Genomic DNA, 19548 nt, shown 5'->3' on the forward strand with positions numbered 1-19548 from the left:
AAGATTTGCATACAAATATCTGATTAATAGCAAATTAAGGATCCAATAAATTGTATTGACTTGCCTTTTATTGGACGAAAAATAAGTTGACCCGTCCTAATTTGTGTAGGGTGATTGCACGAAAAGCTAAGTTAGCCATCTTTGACAGATGGACGTAGCCGAATTGTTTTTTGAGATTGATGATCCCCGCCAAGAAGGAAAGTGTTTTCACCAGCTAACCGATATTCTAATGATCGTACTTTGTGGATACTTAGCTGATTGTGAGGGATTTGAAGAGGTTTATGATTATGCTTGTGATAAACAGGAGGTGTTCCGTGAGTTTTTGGAACTACCCTGCGGGATTCCTTCGCACGATACCCTAAATCGGGTCTTTCGCCGACTTGAGCCCACCCAGCTGGAGACTTTGTTAACCAATTGGGGCAAAGAAATTGTTGACCTGCTGACCCAAAAACAGCTTATCATCGACGGTAAACAACTGCGGGGAACGGTAGAGGCTGGCCACAAACAAGCCACCGTTCAGATTGTCAGTGTCTGGGCCGAGAAAGAGCGGTTGTGTCTGGCTCAGAGCCAGATAGCTACTAAAACCAACGAGATCAAAGCGATTCCTGATTTGTTAAAATCGATTGACATCGCCAGTAGCGTGGTTAGTATGGATGCCATTGGATGCCAAAAAACGATTGCCAAACTCATTATCGATCAGCGGGCAGACTATCTCATTGGCTTAAAGGCCAATCAGGACGGCTTATATGAACAAGTGGTCGATTGGTTCGAGCGAACAAAGCCTTCCTTACAAGCCGATATAAGCCGGGATTTGGGCCATGGGCGAGCTGAAAAGCGGGCTGTATTCGTAAGCGAAACACTGGACTTGATTGATGCCGCAGCGGGGTGGGTAGGCTTAAAAAGCGTCATTTATGTGGAGTCAACTCGTTGGATCAATGACAAAGAACAGCGCAGTACACGCTACTATATCAGCTCACTAAGAGGCTATTCAGCCGCTCAGATGAGTTGCTACATTCGTCGGCACTGGAGTATTGAGAATGAGCAGCATTGGCACCTTGATGTCACCTTTGATGAAGATGGGTGCCAGGTCCGGAAAGACCATGCTCCGCGTAATTTGAGTACGGTTCGTAAGTTGGCCTTAGGCTTAATTAGTCGTGACCCGGCCAAGATGAGTTTGAAGCGTAAGCGAAAGAAAGCTGCCCGAGACGATGCTTATCTAATGACTCTATTGAGCCAACTTAACGTTTGATGCAATTACCCTGTAATTTGTGTTGACCGTTTGTTGGTTATCCATCTTTTTATTAACCACCAATTTATACCCTAATTTAACATCCGCCATATCCACCGTCTGCTTTTGGGGATAATAATTCTTCCATCTCCGCTTCAGCTTTTTCTCCCCGTTGTGTGCCTGATCCGGTACGAGCATGTCACAGCTCAAATGTGGGCGCTTATAGTTGTAAAGGAAAACCGCTTGCTTAAGCACTAACTCGGCCTGGGCTAACGAGTACACTCCTCGGTGAACTAGATACTCATTCTTGATGATCCCATTTATCCTTTCAGCAACTGGATTCTCCAATGGATCACTCGTCTCGGTCATACTGATTTGAACATGATAGGCGTCCAGCAGCGTGGTACAAATGGCACTACAGTATTGAATTCCCCGATCACTATGGTGAATCAATGCCTTGGCCGTTCATCGATTAATTTTTTTCAGTGCCATTTGAAGGGCGGTTTTGCAATGAACAGCACCTAAGGTCGGTGCTACACAATAGCCGCACAGGCGGCCCTGCCATGATTCGCTTGGAATAAGCATCGGTCACGAACGAGATATAGAGACATCCATATTGAGTAAGCCAATAGGTGATGTCCGATACCGCACCGGCGGCCCGGCCACAATTGATTGGGCCTTTCCACCACTAAGTCCTTTATTAAATTCGGGTATTTACGGAACGGATGACCCGAAAAGATAGTCCTCATCTTTCGCCTTATCGTGCTGATTAACAGTCAATTAGCTGCTAGAAGTTCAAAGAAGCCATCCCGGCCCATCTTTATTCCGCACCGGCGGCCCGGCCCTTTCCAAGAACTCGTTCTCCAACATACTGTAGAGCTTTCGACCGCCAATACGTGGATGATCCTGGCGAACCTTCTTGACTAGTTGTAGTATGTCAGCGTCGTAGCTCACCGGGCCCGTTTACCGTTGCCAATATTGATAGTAAGCCTGTCGGCTAAACCAAGCGCACTCTCTAACTGCCGAATCGAAATGTTGGGATAATTCGTCAGCATAAACCGGATGGCTTGGTAACGGACTTTTTTTAATATCGACCCCCAGTTCATGTTTAGCCACTGGCACCAGAGTCGAATAATAAAGGGTTTTAAAGTTGGCCGTTTCCAGTTCTTCTTCGAGCGAACGCACCTTGGCCCGCAGTTGATTGACTTGATCTTCTGGGGTAGAAGCCCGAGTTGACTTTCTTGAGAAAGGGGACAACAAATCAGGGTGAGTTGAGGCAGCTTGCTTCTTAACTTTGGCTTCCTCTTCGATTTTCCTGATCCAACGCAGTACTGTTAGTCGATTGACTTTATACCGCTCAGCGGTCTGGTCAATGTTGAGTTGGCCGAGCAGAACGGCGGCCACCATTTGGTGCATGACAGATTTAGACTGTTTCATGCGTAGTCTAACAAGTCACAGTTTTAAAACATGGTGTTCTGAATCGCCACCAATTTTTCCAATTTTATCAATTTTTCTAATGGCTACTGATTGGATTTAGACGATTTGGTCCGATTAAGTGATAGGATGTAAGATAAGTGCACGAGGGATACTCCTTGTAAACGCTTTTTACCGAGTTGGCTCACTATAGACCCAACATCTCCATGTATTATTTACTCGAAATCACCGCCCAACTGGAAGAAACGCTTATCTATCGAAGCAAAGGTGTACGTCGTCAAATGAAAGTGGACAAAAGGGGTGAAAATGAGAAGAGACAATTCAGTAAATTGTTTCACTCAAACCTCCTTAATTATGTCCAATTCGGCTAAAACCTCCAAAGCCAAGCGCACAGCCTCGCAATCTCCCACCTCTGCCGAGCGCAAGCCTGCTTTATCCATCATCAAAGACATTCAGCGACAAACCCGACGCCAATACACCGCTGAAGAAAAGATTCGCATTGTGCTAGAAGGCTTGCAAGGCGAACAGTCAGTAGCTGAGATCTGTCGGCGGGAAGGGCTCAACACCAACATTTATTACCGCTGGAGTAAAGAGTTTCTCGAAGCGGGTAAGAAACGACTGGCGGGTGATACAACTCGAGAAGCCACCGCTCCCGAAGTGCAGTCCATCAAGTCCGAAAATGAGGCTCTTAAACAGCTGGTAGCCGAACTGAGCTTAGAGAATCGGGTATTAAAAAAAAAGCCTTAAGGCCGACGATTAACCCCGATCATCACATGACTCAGTCCGAGAAAATGGAGATTATAAGCTTAGTCGAACAGTCACCCATCAGTGTAAAGGCCACGTTACAGGAACTGGGGATCAACCGAGCTACTTTTTACAGCTGGTATAAGCGTTATTTAAGCGCTGGCTTTGATGGCTTGGCCGATCAACCTTGCCGTCGTACAAGCATCTGGAATCAACTACCAATCGGCGAAAAAAATCGGATTGTTGAGCTAGCTTTAGATCGACCTGACCTTTCCAGTCGCGAACTGGCTTGCTATATCGTTGATAATGAGCAGTGGTTTGTCTCCGAATCCACCGTTTACCGGGTTCTCAAAAGTCGGGGGCTAATCACTACCCCTGCTTATCGGTTGATGGAAGCGGCTGACCACTTCTATAATCCGACCACGGCTCCCAATCAACTCTGGCAGACTGACTTCACCTATTTCAAGATCAAGCACTGGGGTTGGTATTATCTGTCGACGGTATTGGATGATTATTCTCGGTACATCTTAGCTTGGGAATTATGTCCGGGCATGCAAGCGACAGATGTAGAGCGAACCGTGCAAGCTGCTCTGAAAGCGAGTAGTCTGAAAAGTGGTCAGCGGCCTCGTATGCTCTCCGACAATGGTTCGGCTTATGTATCTCGCTATCTAAAGGATTATCTGAAAGGAGAAAGCATCGATCATATTCGTAGCGCTCCCTTTCATCCGATGACCCAAGGAAAGATCGAGCGGTATCATCGATCCATGAAAAACGTGCTGTTATTAGAACACTACTATAGTCCGGATGAGTTGAGAGAACGCCTAACGGAGTGGGTAGACTATTATAATCATCAACGCTACCATGAATCACTGGACAACGTACGGCCAGCCGATGCGTACTGGGGCCGTCAAGAGCAGATCTTGGCTAGTCGGCAAAAAACGAAGCAGCTAAGTTTGTCCCAACGCCGGAAAAATCATATTTTTCAGCGAGCCCAAAGTGGCTAAAACCATCTCTTCTCTTTTCACCCGCGTCTGTCCACTTTCATTTGACGACATACACCTTAGAGTAATTATTTAATGGACGTATATGTGGCTGATAGTCAGTATTTTAATACATACTTTGTGCTCGGTGAAAACGTTCACGAAAACGCTCATTTTCTAGGGGAGTTCACAACTTTTATCCTGCCCAGCTCTCCCGATCCAGACTTCGGTATTGAATGGCTTCGGCGAGGTGTTCGATCTTTATTTCGTCAGAACCGGCTAAATCGGCAATCGTGCGCGACACTTTCAGAATACGATCGTAGGCACGGGCAGATAGGCCCAGCCGTTCCATGGCTGTTCGGAGTAAGGCGCGGCCTGCATCGTTGATGATACAAACTTCTTTCACCATCTGTGAGGGCATCATAGCGTTGCTGTAAATACCTGGCTGATCGGCAAAACGCGTTGTTTGCCGTTCGCGGGCCTTTATGACTCGTTCACGAATTACTTCACTAGGTTCAGCGGGCCGGTTGGCTGTCATCTGATCGAAAGAAACAGGCGTGACCTCGACGTGTAAATCAATCCGGTCGAGGAGCGGGCCGCTGATTTTAGCCAGGTATTTCTGAACAATGCCCGGCCCACAAACGCACTCTTTTTCGGGATGGTTGTAGTACCCACAGGGGCAGGGGTTCATGCTGGCAATAAGCATAAAACTGGCGGGAAATTCCACCGCCCACTTCGCTCGTGAAATGCTCACTTTTCGGTCTTCGAGCGGCTGACGCATCACTTCCAGCGCCGAGCGTTTAAACTCAGGTAATTCATCTAAAAATAAAACACCGTTGTGTGCCAATGAAATCTCGCCCGGTTGAGGAAAGCTGCCGCCACCCACCAGCGCTGCGTCGGAAATCGTGTGGTGAGGTGAACGATAAGGGCGAGTTGCAATCAGGTTGGCACGAGAACCAAGCTTACCCGCAACGGAGTGTATCTTGGTTGTTTCCAGAGCTTCCTGTAGCGTTAAGGGGGGTAAGATGCTGGGTAAGCGTTTGGCCAGCATGGTTTTCCCGGCACCCGGAGGTTCAATCATAATGACGTTGTGCCCGCCTGCTGCCGCAATTTCCATCGCCCGTTTGATGTTCTCCTGCCCCTGTACATGCGAGAAATCGACTTCGTATGCATTAATCTGGCTCATGAACAGGTCCCGAGTATCGCTGACCAGAGGTTCAATGTCTTTTTTGCCTTCGAAAAATTCGATGGCCTCCTGTATGGTTTTTACGCCAATGACATCCAGATTATTGACAATGGCCGCTTCCTGCGCATTCTCAATGGGAAGTACGAAACCTTTGTAGCCTTGCTTGCGGGCCTCGATGGCAATCGGTAGTACGCCTTTAATAGGCCTTAACGTCCCATCAAGGGCCAGTTCGCCCATAATGACGTAATCTTCCAGGCTACGACTAGTTGTAATTTGCTCCGACGCCTGCAAAACGCACAAGGCAATTGGCAGATCATAGGCTGAGCCTTCTTTTCGAATGTCGGCGGGAGCGAGGTTAACGACCACTTTCTGGCGAGGCATCCGGTACCCGAAGAATTTCAGAGAGGCTTCAACGCGCTGTTCGCTTTCCTTAACGGCACTATCCGGTAGTCCAACCAAATGAAAATGCAAGCCTTGGGCAACAACAACCTCAATGGTAATTAAACTGGCATTGACACCGTATACGGCTGCACCAAACGTTTTGGCTAACATAGTAGTAAGCAAGTAAACAAATCAGGAGAATGGGTTTCAAAACTACTGAGTCGATAGCCAATAAAAAAATCCTTATCTAAATCTTCTCAGCTATTCGGAGCTTGGCACTCCGGGCACGAGGATTACGGGCAATTTCCTCGGGCGTGGCTTCAACAGGTTTGCGGGTTATGGATTGCAACGGCTTGATGTCGTTGCCAAACAAATCCTTCTCGACTTCGCCCTGAAATTTACCCTTGTTGATGAAATTTTTCACCAATCGATCTTCGAGTGAGTGATACGACATAACCACCAATCGTCCACCTGGTTTTAGAATGTCGGGTACCTGCTCTAAAAATTCCTCCAGCGCCTGTAATTCTTCATTTACCTCAATGCGTAATGCCTGAAATACCTGCGCAAAAAACTTGTTCTCTTTGCCCCGTGGCGCATAGCGTTGCAGGGCTGCTTTCAAATCATTAACGGTCTTGAGCGGTCGATTCGAGCGGGCTGATATAAGGGCCGCTGCGGCCGTTCGGGCGTTGATGATCTCGCCGTACATACCCAGAATGCGGTGCAACTCTGGCTCCGAATACTCATTGACAACCTGCCGGGCAGTTCGGTCAGCATTCTGGTTCATGCGCATGTCGAGATCTGCGTCGAAACGGGTCGAGAAACCGCGTTCGGGCGTGTCGATCTGGTGCGACGAAATCCCCAGATCGGCCAGAATACCATCGACCTGTTCGGCTTTGTAGAGTCGGAGGTAGCGTTTGATGTTGCGGAAGTTCGAGGCCACAAACGTCAGTCGGGAATCGCCAATAGCCTGGGCATTAGCGCGGGCGTCGGCATCCTGATCGAAACCGAACAAACGACCGCCCTCCAGTTGATTCAGAATTTCACGGCTATGCCCACCGCCACCGAACGTAATATCGACGTAAGTGCCGCCGGGTTGCAAATTCAGCCCGTCGATACAGGCCTGTAATAAAACGGGTTCGTGGTAATTGCTCATTCAGAAACTAACCTTCTTTTGTGGTCGTTGTTGGTTTTGTCAGTCCGCTTTTGCGTCTTGATCAACCTGCTAAAAACATGAAAAAACTCCTTCCTATCGCTGCCATTGCCTTATTGTTGTTACCAACAATAGGTTTTGGTCAATCAACAACTGTCAAACCTGGTACGTATCGGGCTGTTCTGAAAACCCGTGGGGGTGATTTACCATTTGGGCTGGATATTAAGCCTGCCGCGAACGATCCTAAAACCTACACCGTGTTTGCCCTGAATGGCAACGAACGCCTTCCGATGGACCCAGCCACCATTGAAGGCGACTCCCTGCGGATACCGATGGCCCTGTTTGACTCAGAATTGGTTGCAAAGATAGAAGGTAATATGCTAAGGGGGGTATTTCGGAGACGGCGAGTTGCGTTGCCTTCTCAAACGTTACCGTTTGAAGCCCAGCATGGCGTAACGTATCGCTTTACACCAGCCGAAGAATCTACACGCGCCGTAACCACCAACCTAACGGGGAAATGGGCTACGGATTTTGGTAGCAAAACCGGGAAAGTGGATACGGTCAATGCAGTAGGCGTATTTGATCAGAAAGGTAGCCGACTGAGCGGTACGTTTCTGACACCTACCGGTGATTATCGCTATCTGTCGGGCGCTGTTGTGGGCGATAGTCTGTTTTTGTCTTGTTTCGATGGTTCACATGTATACCTGTTTAAAGCGAAGCACGATCCGGCGACGAAAACACTCAAAGGAGGTTTATGGGCGGGCATTGCGGGCTACGAAGCCTGGGCCGCTCGATTCGATCCGAAAGCTGATCTTCCCGATCCAGCCAAACTCACGTATCTAAAACCCGGTTCAAAAACGCTCAACGCTTCATTTCCTGAACCGAACGGCAACATCGTTTCGTTATCCGATGCTCGGTTCAAAAACAAAGTAACCATTGTGCAAATCATGGGATCGTGGTGTCCGAACTGTATGGACGAGACTAATTTCATGAGTCCGTGGTACAAAAAGAACAAAAGTCGAGGTATTGAACTCGTTGGCTTGTCGTTCGAGCGGTCACCAGAAATGGCTGTATCGGGTCCTAAAATCGAGCGGATGAAGCAGCGGTTCAAGATTGATTATCCCGTCGTGTTGGCTGGTACAAACGACAAAGCACAAGCCTCTAAAGCCTTGCCCGACCTGAACGCAGTAGTGGCTTTCCCAACCACGATTTTTATCGACAAAAAAGGCCAGGTGCGTCATATTCACACGGGTTTCTCCGGCCCCGGCACGGGTAAATACTACGAACAATACATTGAAGAGTTTAACCGACTGGTAGATAAGCTAGTGGCGGAGTAAGTCAGAACCGGGATTTTTATGATTTAACTGACCGATCTTGATTTTAGCCTTCGGCTTTCTTTGAAAGCTAAATCATAAAAAATCAAAGTCGGTCAGTATAATCACATAAATCCTGGTTTAGATTGTTATGCACGCATACTATTTTTCTGGAAAAAGTGGTAGATTTACGTCCAGCTAAGATCAGGACGACACCTATCATGAAAAAGGAGAAAACGGTTGATTTTCATATAAAATGGGGTTGGCATGCCATTTCGCGCATGTACAATGCCTATGCAGCCCGCTTCGACATTACGATGGCGATTGGCTATGTGCTGCTTAATATCGATCTGGAAGAAGGTACCCCAGCCACCAAAATTGGCCCTCTGCTGGGTATGGAGCCGCGTTCGTTAGTCAGAATGCTCAAAAATCTGGAAGAACGTGGACTGATTCGCCGGGAAGTAGATGGCAACGACAAACGATTCGTTCGCATTTACCTAACTGAAGAAGGAAAAGCCAAGCGCGAAATGGCTCGCGATGGCGTTATTCAATTCAATAACATGATTCGGGAGCGAATTCCGCTCGATAAACTCGTTGTCTTTCTGGATGTGATGAAAGAAATTAACCGCATGGTTGAAGAAGAAAACACGCGTATAAAAGCCAGCGAAGCGGAAGAACTACCATTAGATTAATTCAAATATATCGGAACACAACTATTGCGAATTATACACGTATAAATCGCAATAGTTGTGTCATTCGTGTTCTAATTACCGAGTAAAACTAAACCATGGAAGCTACCTTAGAAAAACCAAAATCGGAGGGGCGCTCCCCTCAAACGAAAAATCGGACAATCCGGCGCGTTGCTGTGCTGGGTTCAGGTATTATGGGTTCGCGGATTGCGGCTCACTTCGCGAACATCGGTGTCGATGTATTATTGTTAGATATTGTTCCCAAAGAACCCAATGAAGCAGAACAGGCCAAAGGATTAACAACAGCTAGTCCACTGGTTCGGAATCGAATTGTGAACGATGCTTTCCAGACGATGCTGAAAGCTAGTCCGGCCGCTTTATATAGCCCGAAATTTGCCGACCGGATTAAGCTGGGTAATTTCGATGATAACCTGAAAGATATTGCCAGCTTCGACTGGATAATCGAGGTAGTTGTTGAACGACTGGATATAAAACGCTCTGTTTATGAGCGCGTTGAGCAATTCCGGAAACCCGGCACGCTCATCACCTCGAATACATCGGGCATTCCGATGCATCTGCTGACCGAAGGGCGTAGTGAGGATTTTCGTCGGAATTTCTGTGGTACGCACTTCTTCAATCCTCCGCGTTATCTGCGTTTGCTCGAAATTATTCCCGGTCCTGATACCGACCCTGCCGTTGTTGATTTCCTGATGAACTACGGCGATTTATACCTGGGCAAAACGACCGTTTTGTGCAAAGACACGCCCGGTTTTATTGCCAACCGACTCGGTATTCAGTCGCTGATCCAAACCATTCGTGTAGCTGAAGAATTGGGGTTATCGGTTGAGGAAGTGGACAAACTTACGGGTCCCGTAGTGGGTCGCCCGAAGTCGGGAACCTTCCGGCTGTCGGACGTAGTGGGTCTGGATACGACGGTCAACGTGGCGAGTAATCTTGTGAAGATGGAGCACGACGAGTCGCGCTCATCGTTTGAGTTACCTGCTTCGGTGCAGAAACTGATGGAGAACAAATGGCTTGGTGATAAAACCGGCCAGGGTTATTATAAAAAGACAAAAGACGAGAAAGGCCAAACCCAGATTTTGGCACTCGACTTGAAAACCTACAAATACAAGCCTTCTGAGAAGGTCAAATTTGCGACGCTCGAAAGTACAAAGGCCATTGACAACCTCAAAAAGCGCTTCCCGGTACTAATCGCAGGTAAAGATAAAGCGGGTGAGTTTTACCGAAAAACATTTGCCGATGGTTTCCGCTACGCTACTTACCGCATTCCCGAAATTTCGGACGAACTCTACCGGATCGATGCGGCTATTACGGCTGGTTTTGGTTGGCAGTTAGGCTTGTTCGAAACTTGGGATGCTATTGGCGTTAAGAAAGGCGTCGAACTGATCGAATTCTTTGGTCAGAAACCTGCGCAATGGGTGTACGACATGCTGGATGCAGGCTTCGATCAATTCTATAAAGTCGAAAACGGCAAACGTAAATACTACGATATTCCCACGAAAAGCTACAAGGCTATTCCAGGAACGGAAGCATTTACTATTCTGGAAAATCTCAGCAACAACATCATCTGGAAAAACGCAGGTGCCAACATCGTTGACCTCGGTGATGGTATCCTGAATGTTGAATTCCGTAGCAAAATGAACACGTTTGGGCAGGAAGTTTCCGAAGCCCTGAACAAAGGTATAGCGTTGGCGGAGAAGGACTTCCGGGGCTTGGTGGTCGGTAACGATTCAACTGAGGCATTCTCGGCAGGGGCCAACCTGGCTATGCTGTTCATGTTTGCCGTAGAGCAGGAATTCGACGAAGTGAATCTGATGATTGCGCAGTTTCAGAAACTCATTTCCCGGTTGCGTTATTCGTCGGTTCCGGTGATTGTGGCTCCCCATACGCTGACGCTCGGTGGTGGTTGCGAAGCCGTGCTCCATGCCGATCGTGTGGTGGCTCATGCTGAAAGCTACATTGGACTGGTCGAGGTGGGTGTTGGTCTGATTCCGGCGGGTGGTGGCACGAAAGAAATGGCAGCTCGCGCATCTGATCTGTACCAAACTGGTGATCCTGAGTTGAATATCCTCCAAAATGTGTTCATGAATATTGCTACGGCGAAAGTGTCGACTTCGGCACAGGAAGCGCGTGAAATGAACTATCTCCGCTCAACCGACCAGATTGTGCTGAACCGGAGTCGTCTGCTCGCTGAAGCCAAACAAGCGGCTATTGAACTGGCCGACAATGGTTATACACAACCCAAACCTCGTACCGACATTAAAGTGCAGGGTAAAACGGGTATTGCCCTGTTCAAAGCGGGTATTACGGCCATGCACATGGGACGCTACATTTCGGATCATGACCGAAAAATTGCCGACAAACTTGCCTACGTTATCTGTGGTGGGGATTTAAGTAGCCCACAAAACGTATCGGAACAATACCTGCTCGATCTGGAACGGGAAGCTTTCCTATCGCTAACTGGCGAAAAGAAAACGCTGGAGCGGATTCAAAGCCTGCTAACAGGTGGTAAAGCATTGCGGAATTAACGGTAAGGTTAACTCATCTAATTGATGCCCCGAGTTTAATGTTAACTCGGGGTATTTCTTTTTCATGCCGTAGCGATCATGTTTATCTATTGTTTACATCAAATCAAAAAACGAAAACTCATCAGGCTTCTGAATACGATACGTTTTTAGCCATTGTTTTAATGCCACTGGTTCGGTAAGGGCTTTAATGTCGGCTTTGATTTGTTTAATGTCCCGTTTCAATTGGGCGATATCACTATTCAGACTAAACTCTAGCGCAATGGGTGTGCTAACCGCAAAGGCAGGTTTGCCTGTAAGGGCCGACAGATCATTTTGCAACGCAAAAAACTCGTCATCTAGCTCCTGTGCCTGCTGTCGTAGAATCTTGTTGTAGTACTTAAGCTGCTCTTCGGCGAGATTTTCCAGATGCGTTTGATCAATGTGTTCGAACTCAAGCTGAAGTCGGAGCAGAGCCAATAGATCGCTTTTTTCGTAAGCTTCCGTTACCCGATGCATGATTTCGGTTTTGCGCTCTTTCTCAGCCTCATCCGGTTCTCGATCGGGGTGAAAGGCCTTTACTAAATCCAGATAGAGCGTTCGAACGGCTTTGGTAATGTTCCGCTCTTCGGCCAGTTTCTTAGCCTCGCGTTCCTGCTGTTTTTCAGTTTTGGGCTTTTTTGACTTTCGTTCGCTTGCTTGTTGCCGACGTTCGGCTTCAGCGGCTTCCCGTTGTGCTAATTGCTCTTGCACATAGGCTGCCATTTTCTGAGGATCACTCACATCTGCACCGTCTTCGAACTGAATCCCGAACATACTCCCCATCATTTCTTTCATCAAATAGGCCGTTTGTTGGTCCGATTCGACATTCGTTTGATCAAAGCCATCTGGGTCGTATTTGTCGTAAATAGGCTTTAGTTCGTCCAGACCATGTACATCAATCAACTCGAAGGCCATCTTCTGGATAAGGTCAACCAATTTTTTCTTTTCAGTTTTTGTAAACTCTTTGCGTTCGTAAGCTCGATCGAACATACGGACCAGATCGGCCCGGAAACGACTGTATTGTTCCAGCAGCGGCCGATAGTCGGTTTGCACACGTTGCTGAATATGTTGAGCTGCTTCCCGCAAACTATGTAGACTTTGGCCCAGCGTTTCAATTTTTTTGATTAGCCGATTAAACTCTTTCTGCGATTTCGATAGAATGGCCTGTTGCTTTTTGGTGCCAATCTGAATAATATGCTTTTGTGGTTGTGTTGCCATCGCTCAGAGAATCTCCTCGAATGAAGTTACATAATTTGCGCAAAATTAAACCCCATTAACGTGAATTATGGAGAATTTATGGATAGAATTATACTAGTTTTTTGTCATCCCGACATCAGGAGGGATCTTCGGTAAATGACCCGTTGTCGAAGATCCCTCCTGACGTCGGGATGACAAAAAATAACATTATAAGTGATTGACAATCAGTTTGTAATTTCATGACCTACCCATTGTTCACCCCATTGACAACTTGCCAAGTTGCCTGACTTAGGAAAAACTATTTAGCCGAAGAGAACACAGAGTTTTTGTTTTTACTTCTCCGTACCTCTGGCTTAAAAAAAATAGTAATTAGTTGCTTTAATTAACCAGTCAACGCCACTGAATGTAGCATAATTGACATTGTTATGACGGCAGAACAGGCTTCGAGCCTATTACAGAATACGTATATTAAGACCGGGCGCAGTATGGTATGGGCCGATTTGGGCGCAGGAAGCGGTACGTTTACCCTGGCGTTGGCGGGTTTACTACCGCCCGGCAGCACTATTTATGCAATTGATACCAATAAAGCTGCGCTTAAGGCCATCCCGGCATTTCATAATCAGGTGAAGCTAGAAACGTATGCCATGGATTTCACTCGCGAGGAACTTCCACTCCCCAAACTAGATGGATTCCTGATGGCGAACGCCCTGCATTACGTGTCGGACCAGGTTGCCTTTCTGGAAAAAATGAATAAGTACCTCGGAGATCTAAGCTATTTTCTGGCTGTAGAATACGATACCGATCAACCAATTCCGACCTGGGTGCCCTATCCGGTAAGCTATCATGCATTAACTAATTTGGTTAAACGTACTGGCTATCAGACGCTCCATAAGTTGGGAGAGCAGACATCTATTTATGGCAGGGCTAAGCTATACAGTGCGTTAGCTGTTCGTGGGCAGGGTCATTAGTATTGTGTTTTTTGAGGGGCCTTCTTTATATCTGATAAGCTTTATGGGGTGTATACTATGATTATTTTTAGAGGGTGTGAAAATTTTATACCTTTTAATATATTTTCAGTACCTTAAATGGATCATTAAGGACCCATCCTAGTGTATTTTTAGTTAGAATACCTGACCCAGGGAGTAAATCTTAACTACATAACTATGACTGATTCAATGAGCGATGAGGAGATGATCCGTCAGTACCTAACCAGTCAGCCAAATCACTGTTTCGAGACGCTTTATAATCGTTACGTCAACAAAGTCTATCGTCGCTGTTTATCTATGACGAAAGACCCGTCAAAAGCGGAAGATTTTACCCACGATATTTTCCTGAAGGTATTTAACCGATTAGAGGCTTTTCAGGAGCGATCAAGTTTTTCTACCTGGTTGTACGCCATTTCCTATAACTACTGTTCCGATCAGCTTCGTATAGCCAAGCGATCTAATTTTATCACCACTGAGGAGGAACTCAATCAGAATATTCCCGAATCCGAAGAGGGGCAGGTGCACGAAGAAACGGTGCAATTGATCAATCGGGTTTTAGCACAACTGTCGCATAAAGAACGGTCTCTGTTGCGTCTTAAATATGAAGACGAGTTAAGTATCAACGAAATAGCTGAACTATACGAGCTTAATCCAAGCACGGTTAAGATGCGGCTCAAACGAAGTCGCGATAAAATACAACGGCTGTACGCGCAGTTGTACCATAGCTAACCCTTGGGCTCTTTTCCCAATTCGCAGCTTTACTTCACAAACTCCGCAAATTGGCGTAAGGAGGCCGGATTTCGGAGCGTGTCTTTGTTCGTCGCCAGCAATATATCCATTCCTGATAGAATTTTGCGTACCGATGTTTCGAGTTTCTTACCACTAATTGTGTAAGGTACTTCCGAAATCGAGTATACGGCATCAGGTACATGATGCACGCTGAGTTGCGTCTGAAGCGCCAGTTTGATGCGCTTAATCAGCTCGTTCGTAAGTGGAAAGCCATTCTTCATAACAACAAACAAGGGCATGAAATAGCCCTTCCCTGGCTGATCAAGGCCTACTATTAAACTATCCGCAATTTCGGCAAAGCGTTCGACGGCATTATAAATCTCACTCGTTCCGATGCGTACACCCTGGCGTTCGAGGGTGGCATCGGCGTGGCCATGAATAAGTACACCATTTCGTTCGGTAATTTGAATGTAATCACCAGCCCAAAAATTGCCGGGATATTCCTCAAAATAACTCGTTCGGTATCGGCTGTTTGCCGGATCGTTCCAGAGGTAAAGGGGCATGGAAGGCATCGGTTCCATAACAACCATCTCGCCTAACTTGCCCCGAACGGGCTTGGCCTGCTCATCAACTGCTTCGACTTTACTACCCAGCCAACGGCACTGAATTTCACCTTCATACACAGGTAGAAGGGGATTACCGCCTACAAAACTGCTACAGATGTCGGTGGTCTCACTAAGCGCTGTTAACCAGATTGTTGGCTTCACCGATTCGTAAATCCATCGAAAACCTTCGGGTGGTAAAATCGATCCGGTTGAGCTAATTGTTCGTAGGTAGGTGAGTTTGCTTGTATTGATGGGGGTTAAGTCAGCTCGCTGGCAAGCCATGTAGTAGATCGCTTCGTTGCCAAAGTGATTAATCCGTGCCTCTTCGGCCAGTTGCCAGAGTACGTTCAGAGTAGGATAACTAGCCACGCCATCGTAAAGCACAAGGGTAGCCCCCGTTAACATAGAACCTATAGCAAAATTCCACATCATCGAGCCTGGATTGGTGTGCCAGAAATAACGATCGCCCACGCGTACGTCCTGGTGCAATCCCAGGGCTTTCAAGTGCTCGAGCAGGCAACCGCCTACACTCTGTGTAATCGCTTTCGGTTTGCCCGTAGTGCCGGATGTGTACAAGATCCAGAGTGGATGATCAAATGGGACCGGCTCAAAAACGAACTCATCGGGCGTTTCGATGGCCAGAACCTCATGCCAGAGGATAACGTTGGTAGCAGTTCTGCCAGTAAACTTACTGGTATTGTCCAGATAAGGTATCCAGATCAGGGTTTTCAGCGTTGGCAAACGACGGCACAATTCGCTAATCGTGTCCGTGTTATCAATCAACTCGCCATGATGACTGTAACCATCGACAACAAGCAGCGCTTTGGGCGACAGTTCCTGGAAACGGTCTAGAACACTGGCCGCACTAAAATCGGGCGAGCAACTTGACCAGACCGCACCGATACTGGTTGTCGCCAGAAACGCAACGATTGCTTCGGGAATGTTCGGTAGCATGGCTACGACTCGATCGCCGACGCCGACGCCCTGTTGCCGAAGATGGGTTGCTACGGCTACTACCTGATGTTCCAGACTCTCCCAGGATACGGTTGTCAGTGAATGTCGTTCGGAAGCAAAGAGCAGAGCAGGCGTTCGTTCGCCACGGGTTTGGGTGGGTTTATGCCTGAAAATGTGTTCGGCGTAATTGAGCGTAGCGCCAGTAAACCATTCGGTACCGATCATATCGACCCGATTGGGCCTAAAAACGACCTGATGATAAGGGGTGTGGCTTTGTACATCGAAAAATTGCCAGATACTTTCCCAAAAATCTTCCAGATCCGTTACCGACCAATCCCAGAGGTCGTCATAATCGCGGAAATACAATCCTTTTTTTATAAAAAGCCAGTCCATATACCGCTTCATGAGCGACTGACTAGTTGTACGGCGGTCGGGCGTATAGAGTGGCGATAGCGTTGGGTGGGGCATGAAGGAAAAGTCAGGAGTCGTTAGTCAATAGTTGAGCGTAAACGATTGGCTTATCGTCGACAATTGACTAACGATTGACTACCATCTTGGATTGTTTTTGAAAGAAAAAGCGTTTAGGAAAAACGAGGTATAGTTGGGTTGTCTTGAAAAGCCCTACCTTTGTGGCCCGTTTTGCACTTTCCTCAATAAGAATGCTGACAATCAGCACTATTTATACATACAAACAAGTGATTTACTGTATTTTTCCATGAATCAGGATTCAGATCAGAACGAACCGCGCCGTGACGGTGAGCCACGTTCTTTTAGCCGTCGGGATGACGGTCGTACCCGCAACGGCGAAGGCGCCGGACAACCACGTTTTAACCGTAGCCGCAATGACGATTCGGCTCGACCACAGGATAACAAATTCGAACGCCGGGGAGGCCGCGACGAGCGCCCAACCGGATCAGCACGCTTCAATAAAGACTCAAACGATCGCCGGAGCCGCGATGAGCGCTCATCCGATTCGCCCCGTTTTAGCCGGGATAACGACTCCCGGAGTGGCGACTCCCGGAGCGGAGGCTTCCGTTCCAACGACCGCCCAACCGGCGACCGTCGACGGGAGAATGGTAGCGAAGGATCAAGACCCGCGCGTTTTGACCGGAATACAAACGAACGCCCTAGCTTCAATAGAGACAGTAATTCACGCGATACAAACCGTTCTGAAAGGGGGCCTCGCCCTGATCGGGATCGGAACGATCGAAGTGATAATCGATTCAGCCGGGATGAGCGCCCAGCCAGAACTCCCCGTATTGATAATGACCGTCCCCGGCCAGATCGGTTCAGCAATGGGGATGGAGACGATCGTAAACCGCGCTACAGCCGGGATAATGATAGCGATTCTCGCCGGAATCGGGATGATCGCCCAACCGGATCTCCTCGCTTTGAACGTTCGAACAATGATCGTCTTGATCGTGACCGTTCTGCTCGGGATAACGACCGTCCAACTGGCTCGCCCCGATTTAATCGGGAAGGTGGCCCACGGGATACTGATCGGAAAAGTCGGTCTTCTGAGGGTGATTCGCGCCGGACTCGCATTGACCGGTCTGATAAACCATCTCGCTTCTCGCGCGATGGACAGTCCTCTAAACCAACCTTCAAACGGGTAGGTGGTTTCAGTCGGGAAGCCGATGCACGAAACCGCTTTGGCAATGATGATCAGCGAGGTGGTGATCGGTCAACGGGCGATTCTCGTTTTTCTGGACAACAACGCAAAGATTCTGGCGATCGGCGGACGGGTAACTTTACCAAAGCCCCCAATTATAACCTAGAACTAGCTCGTGAAAATGCAGCGTCACGCAAAGACCGTGGTAACACGGAAGAGCGCCGTATCGACCGGAAGAGTGGAGGAGGAAAGGTAAGACGTACGCAAGACCAAACCGACGGATCACACAGCGAAGGATTGCGCAACGACGGTCCAGTGCAAACCCGTTTGAACCGCTACATTGCTAACTCTGGTGTTTGTTCGCGCCGGGAAGCCGATGAACTCATTGCAAAGGGCGAAATTTCGGTAAATGGTAAAGTCGTTACCGAAATGGGCTACAAAGTGAAAGAGGGCGATACGGTTAAATTTGGCAACAAAGTCCTGAATCCAGAGCGCTTCGTCTACGTTTTGCTGAATAAGCCAAAGGATTATATCACTACGACCGAAGACCCAAACGAGCGCAAAACGGTTATGGAACTCGTGGCCGATGCGGGCAGCTTCCGTATGTATCCAGTAGGTCGGTTAGACCGGAACACGACGGGACTATTGTTGATGACCAACGATGGCGAACTAGCCGATAAGCTAACGCACCCATCGTATAATGTTCGTAAAATCTATCAGGTTGAGCTGGATAAGCCAATCACCGATGAGCATTTTGAGGCTATCAAAAAAGGATTCGATCTGGAAGATGGCCCGATCAAGCCAGACGCACTCAGTATTGTAACACCGGATGCCTATGTGGTCGGCATTGAAATTCACTCAGGTCGTAACCGGATTGTACGTCGGATTTTTGAAAACTTCGGTTACGAAGTGACCAAACTTGATCGTACTACTTACGCTGGCCTGACCAAGAGAGAGTTACCCCGCGGCAAATGGCGCTTCCTCGATCCTAAAGAGGTGGTTAAGTTGAAGTACTTTAATTCGTAATGATTGAGTGAATGATAGAATGATTGAGTGAATGAATAATATGCGCCGGATGGTATTCATTCACTCAATCATTCTATCATTCACTCATTAATTTTATGAACCACCTCTTCCCATACATCGAGCGGACGTTACTTCATCCTGGGGTGACGATTAACGAGCAGTACGAAGCGCTCGATGAAGTGACGCAACTAGGCATGGCTGGCCTGACGGTTGCGCCGTTTTGGGTGAAGAAATTCCGTCGTGAATTGGGAGAAACCCATCCGGCAATCCTTTCGACCGTTATCGGCTATCCATTTGGTTATCAGCGTACCGAAGCCAAGCAAACCGAAATCGAGTGGGCGCTAAAAGATGGAGCCAGCGAAATAGAAGTAGTCCTGAATACGTCGGCCTTGTTTTCTCCTGCTTCGGTCTGGCTCAAAATTGAACTAGCGAAACTCGTGGCGCTGGTTCATGCTCAGGAGAAGTTTTTTACGGTTATTCTGGAGTCCTCTTTGCTCGACTCTGAGCAGCTTCAGAAAATGATAAAATTATCGGCCGATGCCGGAGCGGATTTTATCAAAAATTCGACGGGCTTTATCGCCCATTCAACGATCCCACTTTATAATCACACTCAAGCGCTACAATTTCGCACGCTTGTCCCTGCATCTGTAGGTGTCAAATTAGTAGCCGATGGCGCTACGGAGCGACAGTTGGAAGCATTAATTGCTGCCGGGGTGGAGCGGCTTTCATTAAGTAGTCTTCCTGCATAAAGCATTCAACAGTGTTGG

Annotated in this window: 15 protein-coding genes; 9 read left to right on the forward strand and 6 right to left on the reverse strand. The window is 47.7% G+C overall.

The window, feature by feature from the left end:
- Nucleotides 1–148: 148 nt before the first annotated feature.
- Nucleotides 149–1249 (forward strand): ISAs1 family transposase, encoded by a 1101-nt coding sequence (locus tag H3H32_RS36730; protein WP_182459992.1) that lies wholly within the window; start codon nucleotides 149–151, stop codon nucleotides 1247–1249.
- Here the strand turns inward: H3H32_RS36730 and H3H32_RS36735 are convergent.
- The gene (locus tag H3H32_RS36735; protein ID WP_182460625.1) at nucleotides 1226–1681 is read right to left on the reverse strand and encodes an integrase core domain-containing protein; all 456 of its coding nucleotides are present in this window, start codon (nucleotides 1679–1681) and stop codon (nucleotides 1226–1228) included. The genes H3H32_RS36730 and H3H32_RS36735 overlap by 24 nt on opposite strands.
- A gap of 510 nt (nucleotides 1682–2191) precedes the next feature.
- Entirely contained in the window at nucleotides 2192–2665 is a 474-nt protein-coding gene (locus H3H32_RS36740) for a hypothetical protein (RefSeq protein WP_240543603.1), read from the reverse strand.
- A gap of 351 nt (nucleotides 2666–3016) precedes the next feature.
- Here H3H32_RS36740 and H3H32_RS36745 point away from each other — a divergent pair.
- Nucleotides 3017–4410, forward strand: a protein-coding gene (locus H3H32_RS36745; protein WP_374191803.1) for an IS3 family transposase whose coding sequence is annotated in 2 segments (ribosomal slippage) — nucleotides 3017–3404 and nucleotides 3404–4410 — 1395 coding nt in all. Because the reading frame shifts where the segments join, the coding sequence is not laid out codon by codon here.
- Between the two features lie 172 nt (nucleotides 4411–4582).
- Here H3H32_RS36745 and H3H32_RS36750 read toward each other — a convergent pair.
- Nucleotides 4583–6124 (reverse strand): YifB family Mg chelatase-like AAA ATPase, encoded by a 1542-nt coding sequence (locus tag H3H32_RS36750; RefSeq protein WP_182460626.1) that lies wholly within the window; start codon nucleotides 6122–6124, stop codon nucleotides 4583–4585.
- A 76-nt stretch (nucleotides 6125–6200) separates the two neighbouring features.
- A complete protein-coding gene (gene rsmH, locus H3H32_RS36755) occupies nucleotides 6201–7106 on the reverse strand; it encodes a 16S rRNA (cytosine(1402)-N(4))-methyltransferase RsmH (RefSeq protein ID WP_182460627.1) in 906 nt (301 codons plus the stop codon).
- A gap of 77 nt (nucleotides 7107–7183) precedes the next feature.
- Here rsmH and H3H32_RS36760 point away from each other — a divergent pair, with 77 nt between their 5' ends.
- The 3 genes from H3H32_RS36760 to H3H32_RS36770 all read left to right on the forward strand — a co-directional run bounded on the left by H3H32_RS36760 (nucleotide 7184) and on the right by H3H32_RS36770 (nucleotide 11654).
- Nucleotides 7184–8440 carry a peroxiredoxin family protein gene (locus tag H3H32_RS36760; RefSeq protein WP_182460628.1) on the forward strand — a complete coding sequence of 419 codons (1257 nt, stop codon included), beginning with the start codon at nucleotides 7184–7186 and terminating at the stop codon, nucleotides 8438–8440.
- A gap of 197 nt (nucleotides 8441–8637) precedes the next feature.
- Complete coding sequence (locus H3H32_RS36765; protein ID WP_182460629.1) at nucleotides 8638–9108, forward strand: MarR family winged helix-turn-helix transcriptional regulator; 471 nt, start codon at nucleotides 8638–8640, stop codon at nucleotides 9106–9108.
- Between the two features lie 95 nt (nucleotides 9109–9203).
- Nucleotides 9204–11654 (forward strand): 3-hydroxyacyl-CoA dehydrogenase/enoyl-CoA hydratase family protein, encoded by a 2451-nt coding sequence (locus H3H32_RS36770; RefSeq protein ID WP_182460630.1) that lies wholly within the window; start codon nucleotides 9204–9206, stop codon nucleotides 11652–11654.
- 93 nt (nucleotides 11655–11747) lie between these two features.
- On the opposite strand, the gene H3H32_RS36775 is transcribed toward H3H32_RS36770, so the two are convergent.
- On the reverse strand, nucleotides 11748–12890 hold the full coding sequence (locus H3H32_RS36775) for a hypothetical protein (protein WP_182460631.1): 1143 nt from the start codon (nucleotides 12888–12890) through the stop codon (nucleotides 11748–11750).
- Between the two features lie 404 nt (nucleotides 12891–13294).
- Here H3H32_RS36775 and H3H32_RS36780 point away from each other — a divergent pair, with 404 nt between their 5' ends.
- Together H3H32_RS36780 and H3H32_RS36785 are read left to right on the forward strand one after the other, a co-directional pair.
- The gene (locus H3H32_RS36780) at nucleotides 13295–13837 is read left to right on the forward strand and encodes a class I SAM-dependent methyltransferase (RefSeq protein ID WP_182460632.1); all 543 of its coding nucleotides are present in this window, start codon (nucleotides 13295–13297) and stop codon (nucleotides 13835–13837) included.
- Between the two features lie 195 nt (nucleotides 13838–14032).
- Nucleotides 14033–14584 (forward strand): RNA polymerase sigma factor, encoded by a 552-nt coding sequence (locus tag H3H32_RS36785; protein WP_182460633.1) that lies wholly within the window; start codon nucleotides 14033–14035, stop codon nucleotides 14582–14584.
- 29 nt (nucleotides 14585–14613) lie between these two features.
- On the opposite strand, the gene H3H32_RS36790 is transcribed toward H3H32_RS36785, so the two are convergent.
- Nucleotides 14614–16611, reverse strand: a complete 1998-nt coding sequence (locus tag H3H32_RS36790) for an acetoacetate--CoA ligase (protein WP_182460634.1) — start codon at nucleotides 16609–16611, stop codon at nucleotides 14614–14616.
- Nucleotides 16612–16858: 247 nt separating this feature from the next.
- Here H3H32_RS36790 and H3H32_RS36795 point away from each other — a divergent pair, with 247 nt between their 5' ends.
- Complete coding sequence (locus tag H3H32_RS36795) at nucleotides 16859–18781, forward strand: pseudouridine synthase (protein WP_182460635.1); 1923 nt, start codon at nucleotides 16859–16861, stop codon at nucleotides 18779–18781.
- 95 nt (nucleotides 18782–18876) lie between these two features.
- Complete coding sequence (locus H3H32_RS36800) at nucleotides 18877–19530, forward strand: deoxyribose-phosphate aldolase (RefSeq protein ID WP_182460636.1); 654 nt, start codon at nucleotides 18877–18879, stop codon at nucleotides 19528–19530.
- Nucleotides 19531–19548: the final 18 nt, after the last annotated feature.

It is taken from the genome of Spirosoma foliorum, assembly GCF_014117325.1.
Classification (GTDB): Bacteria; Bacteroidota; Bacteroidia; order Cytophagales; family Spirosomataceae; genus Spirosoma; species Spirosoma foliorum.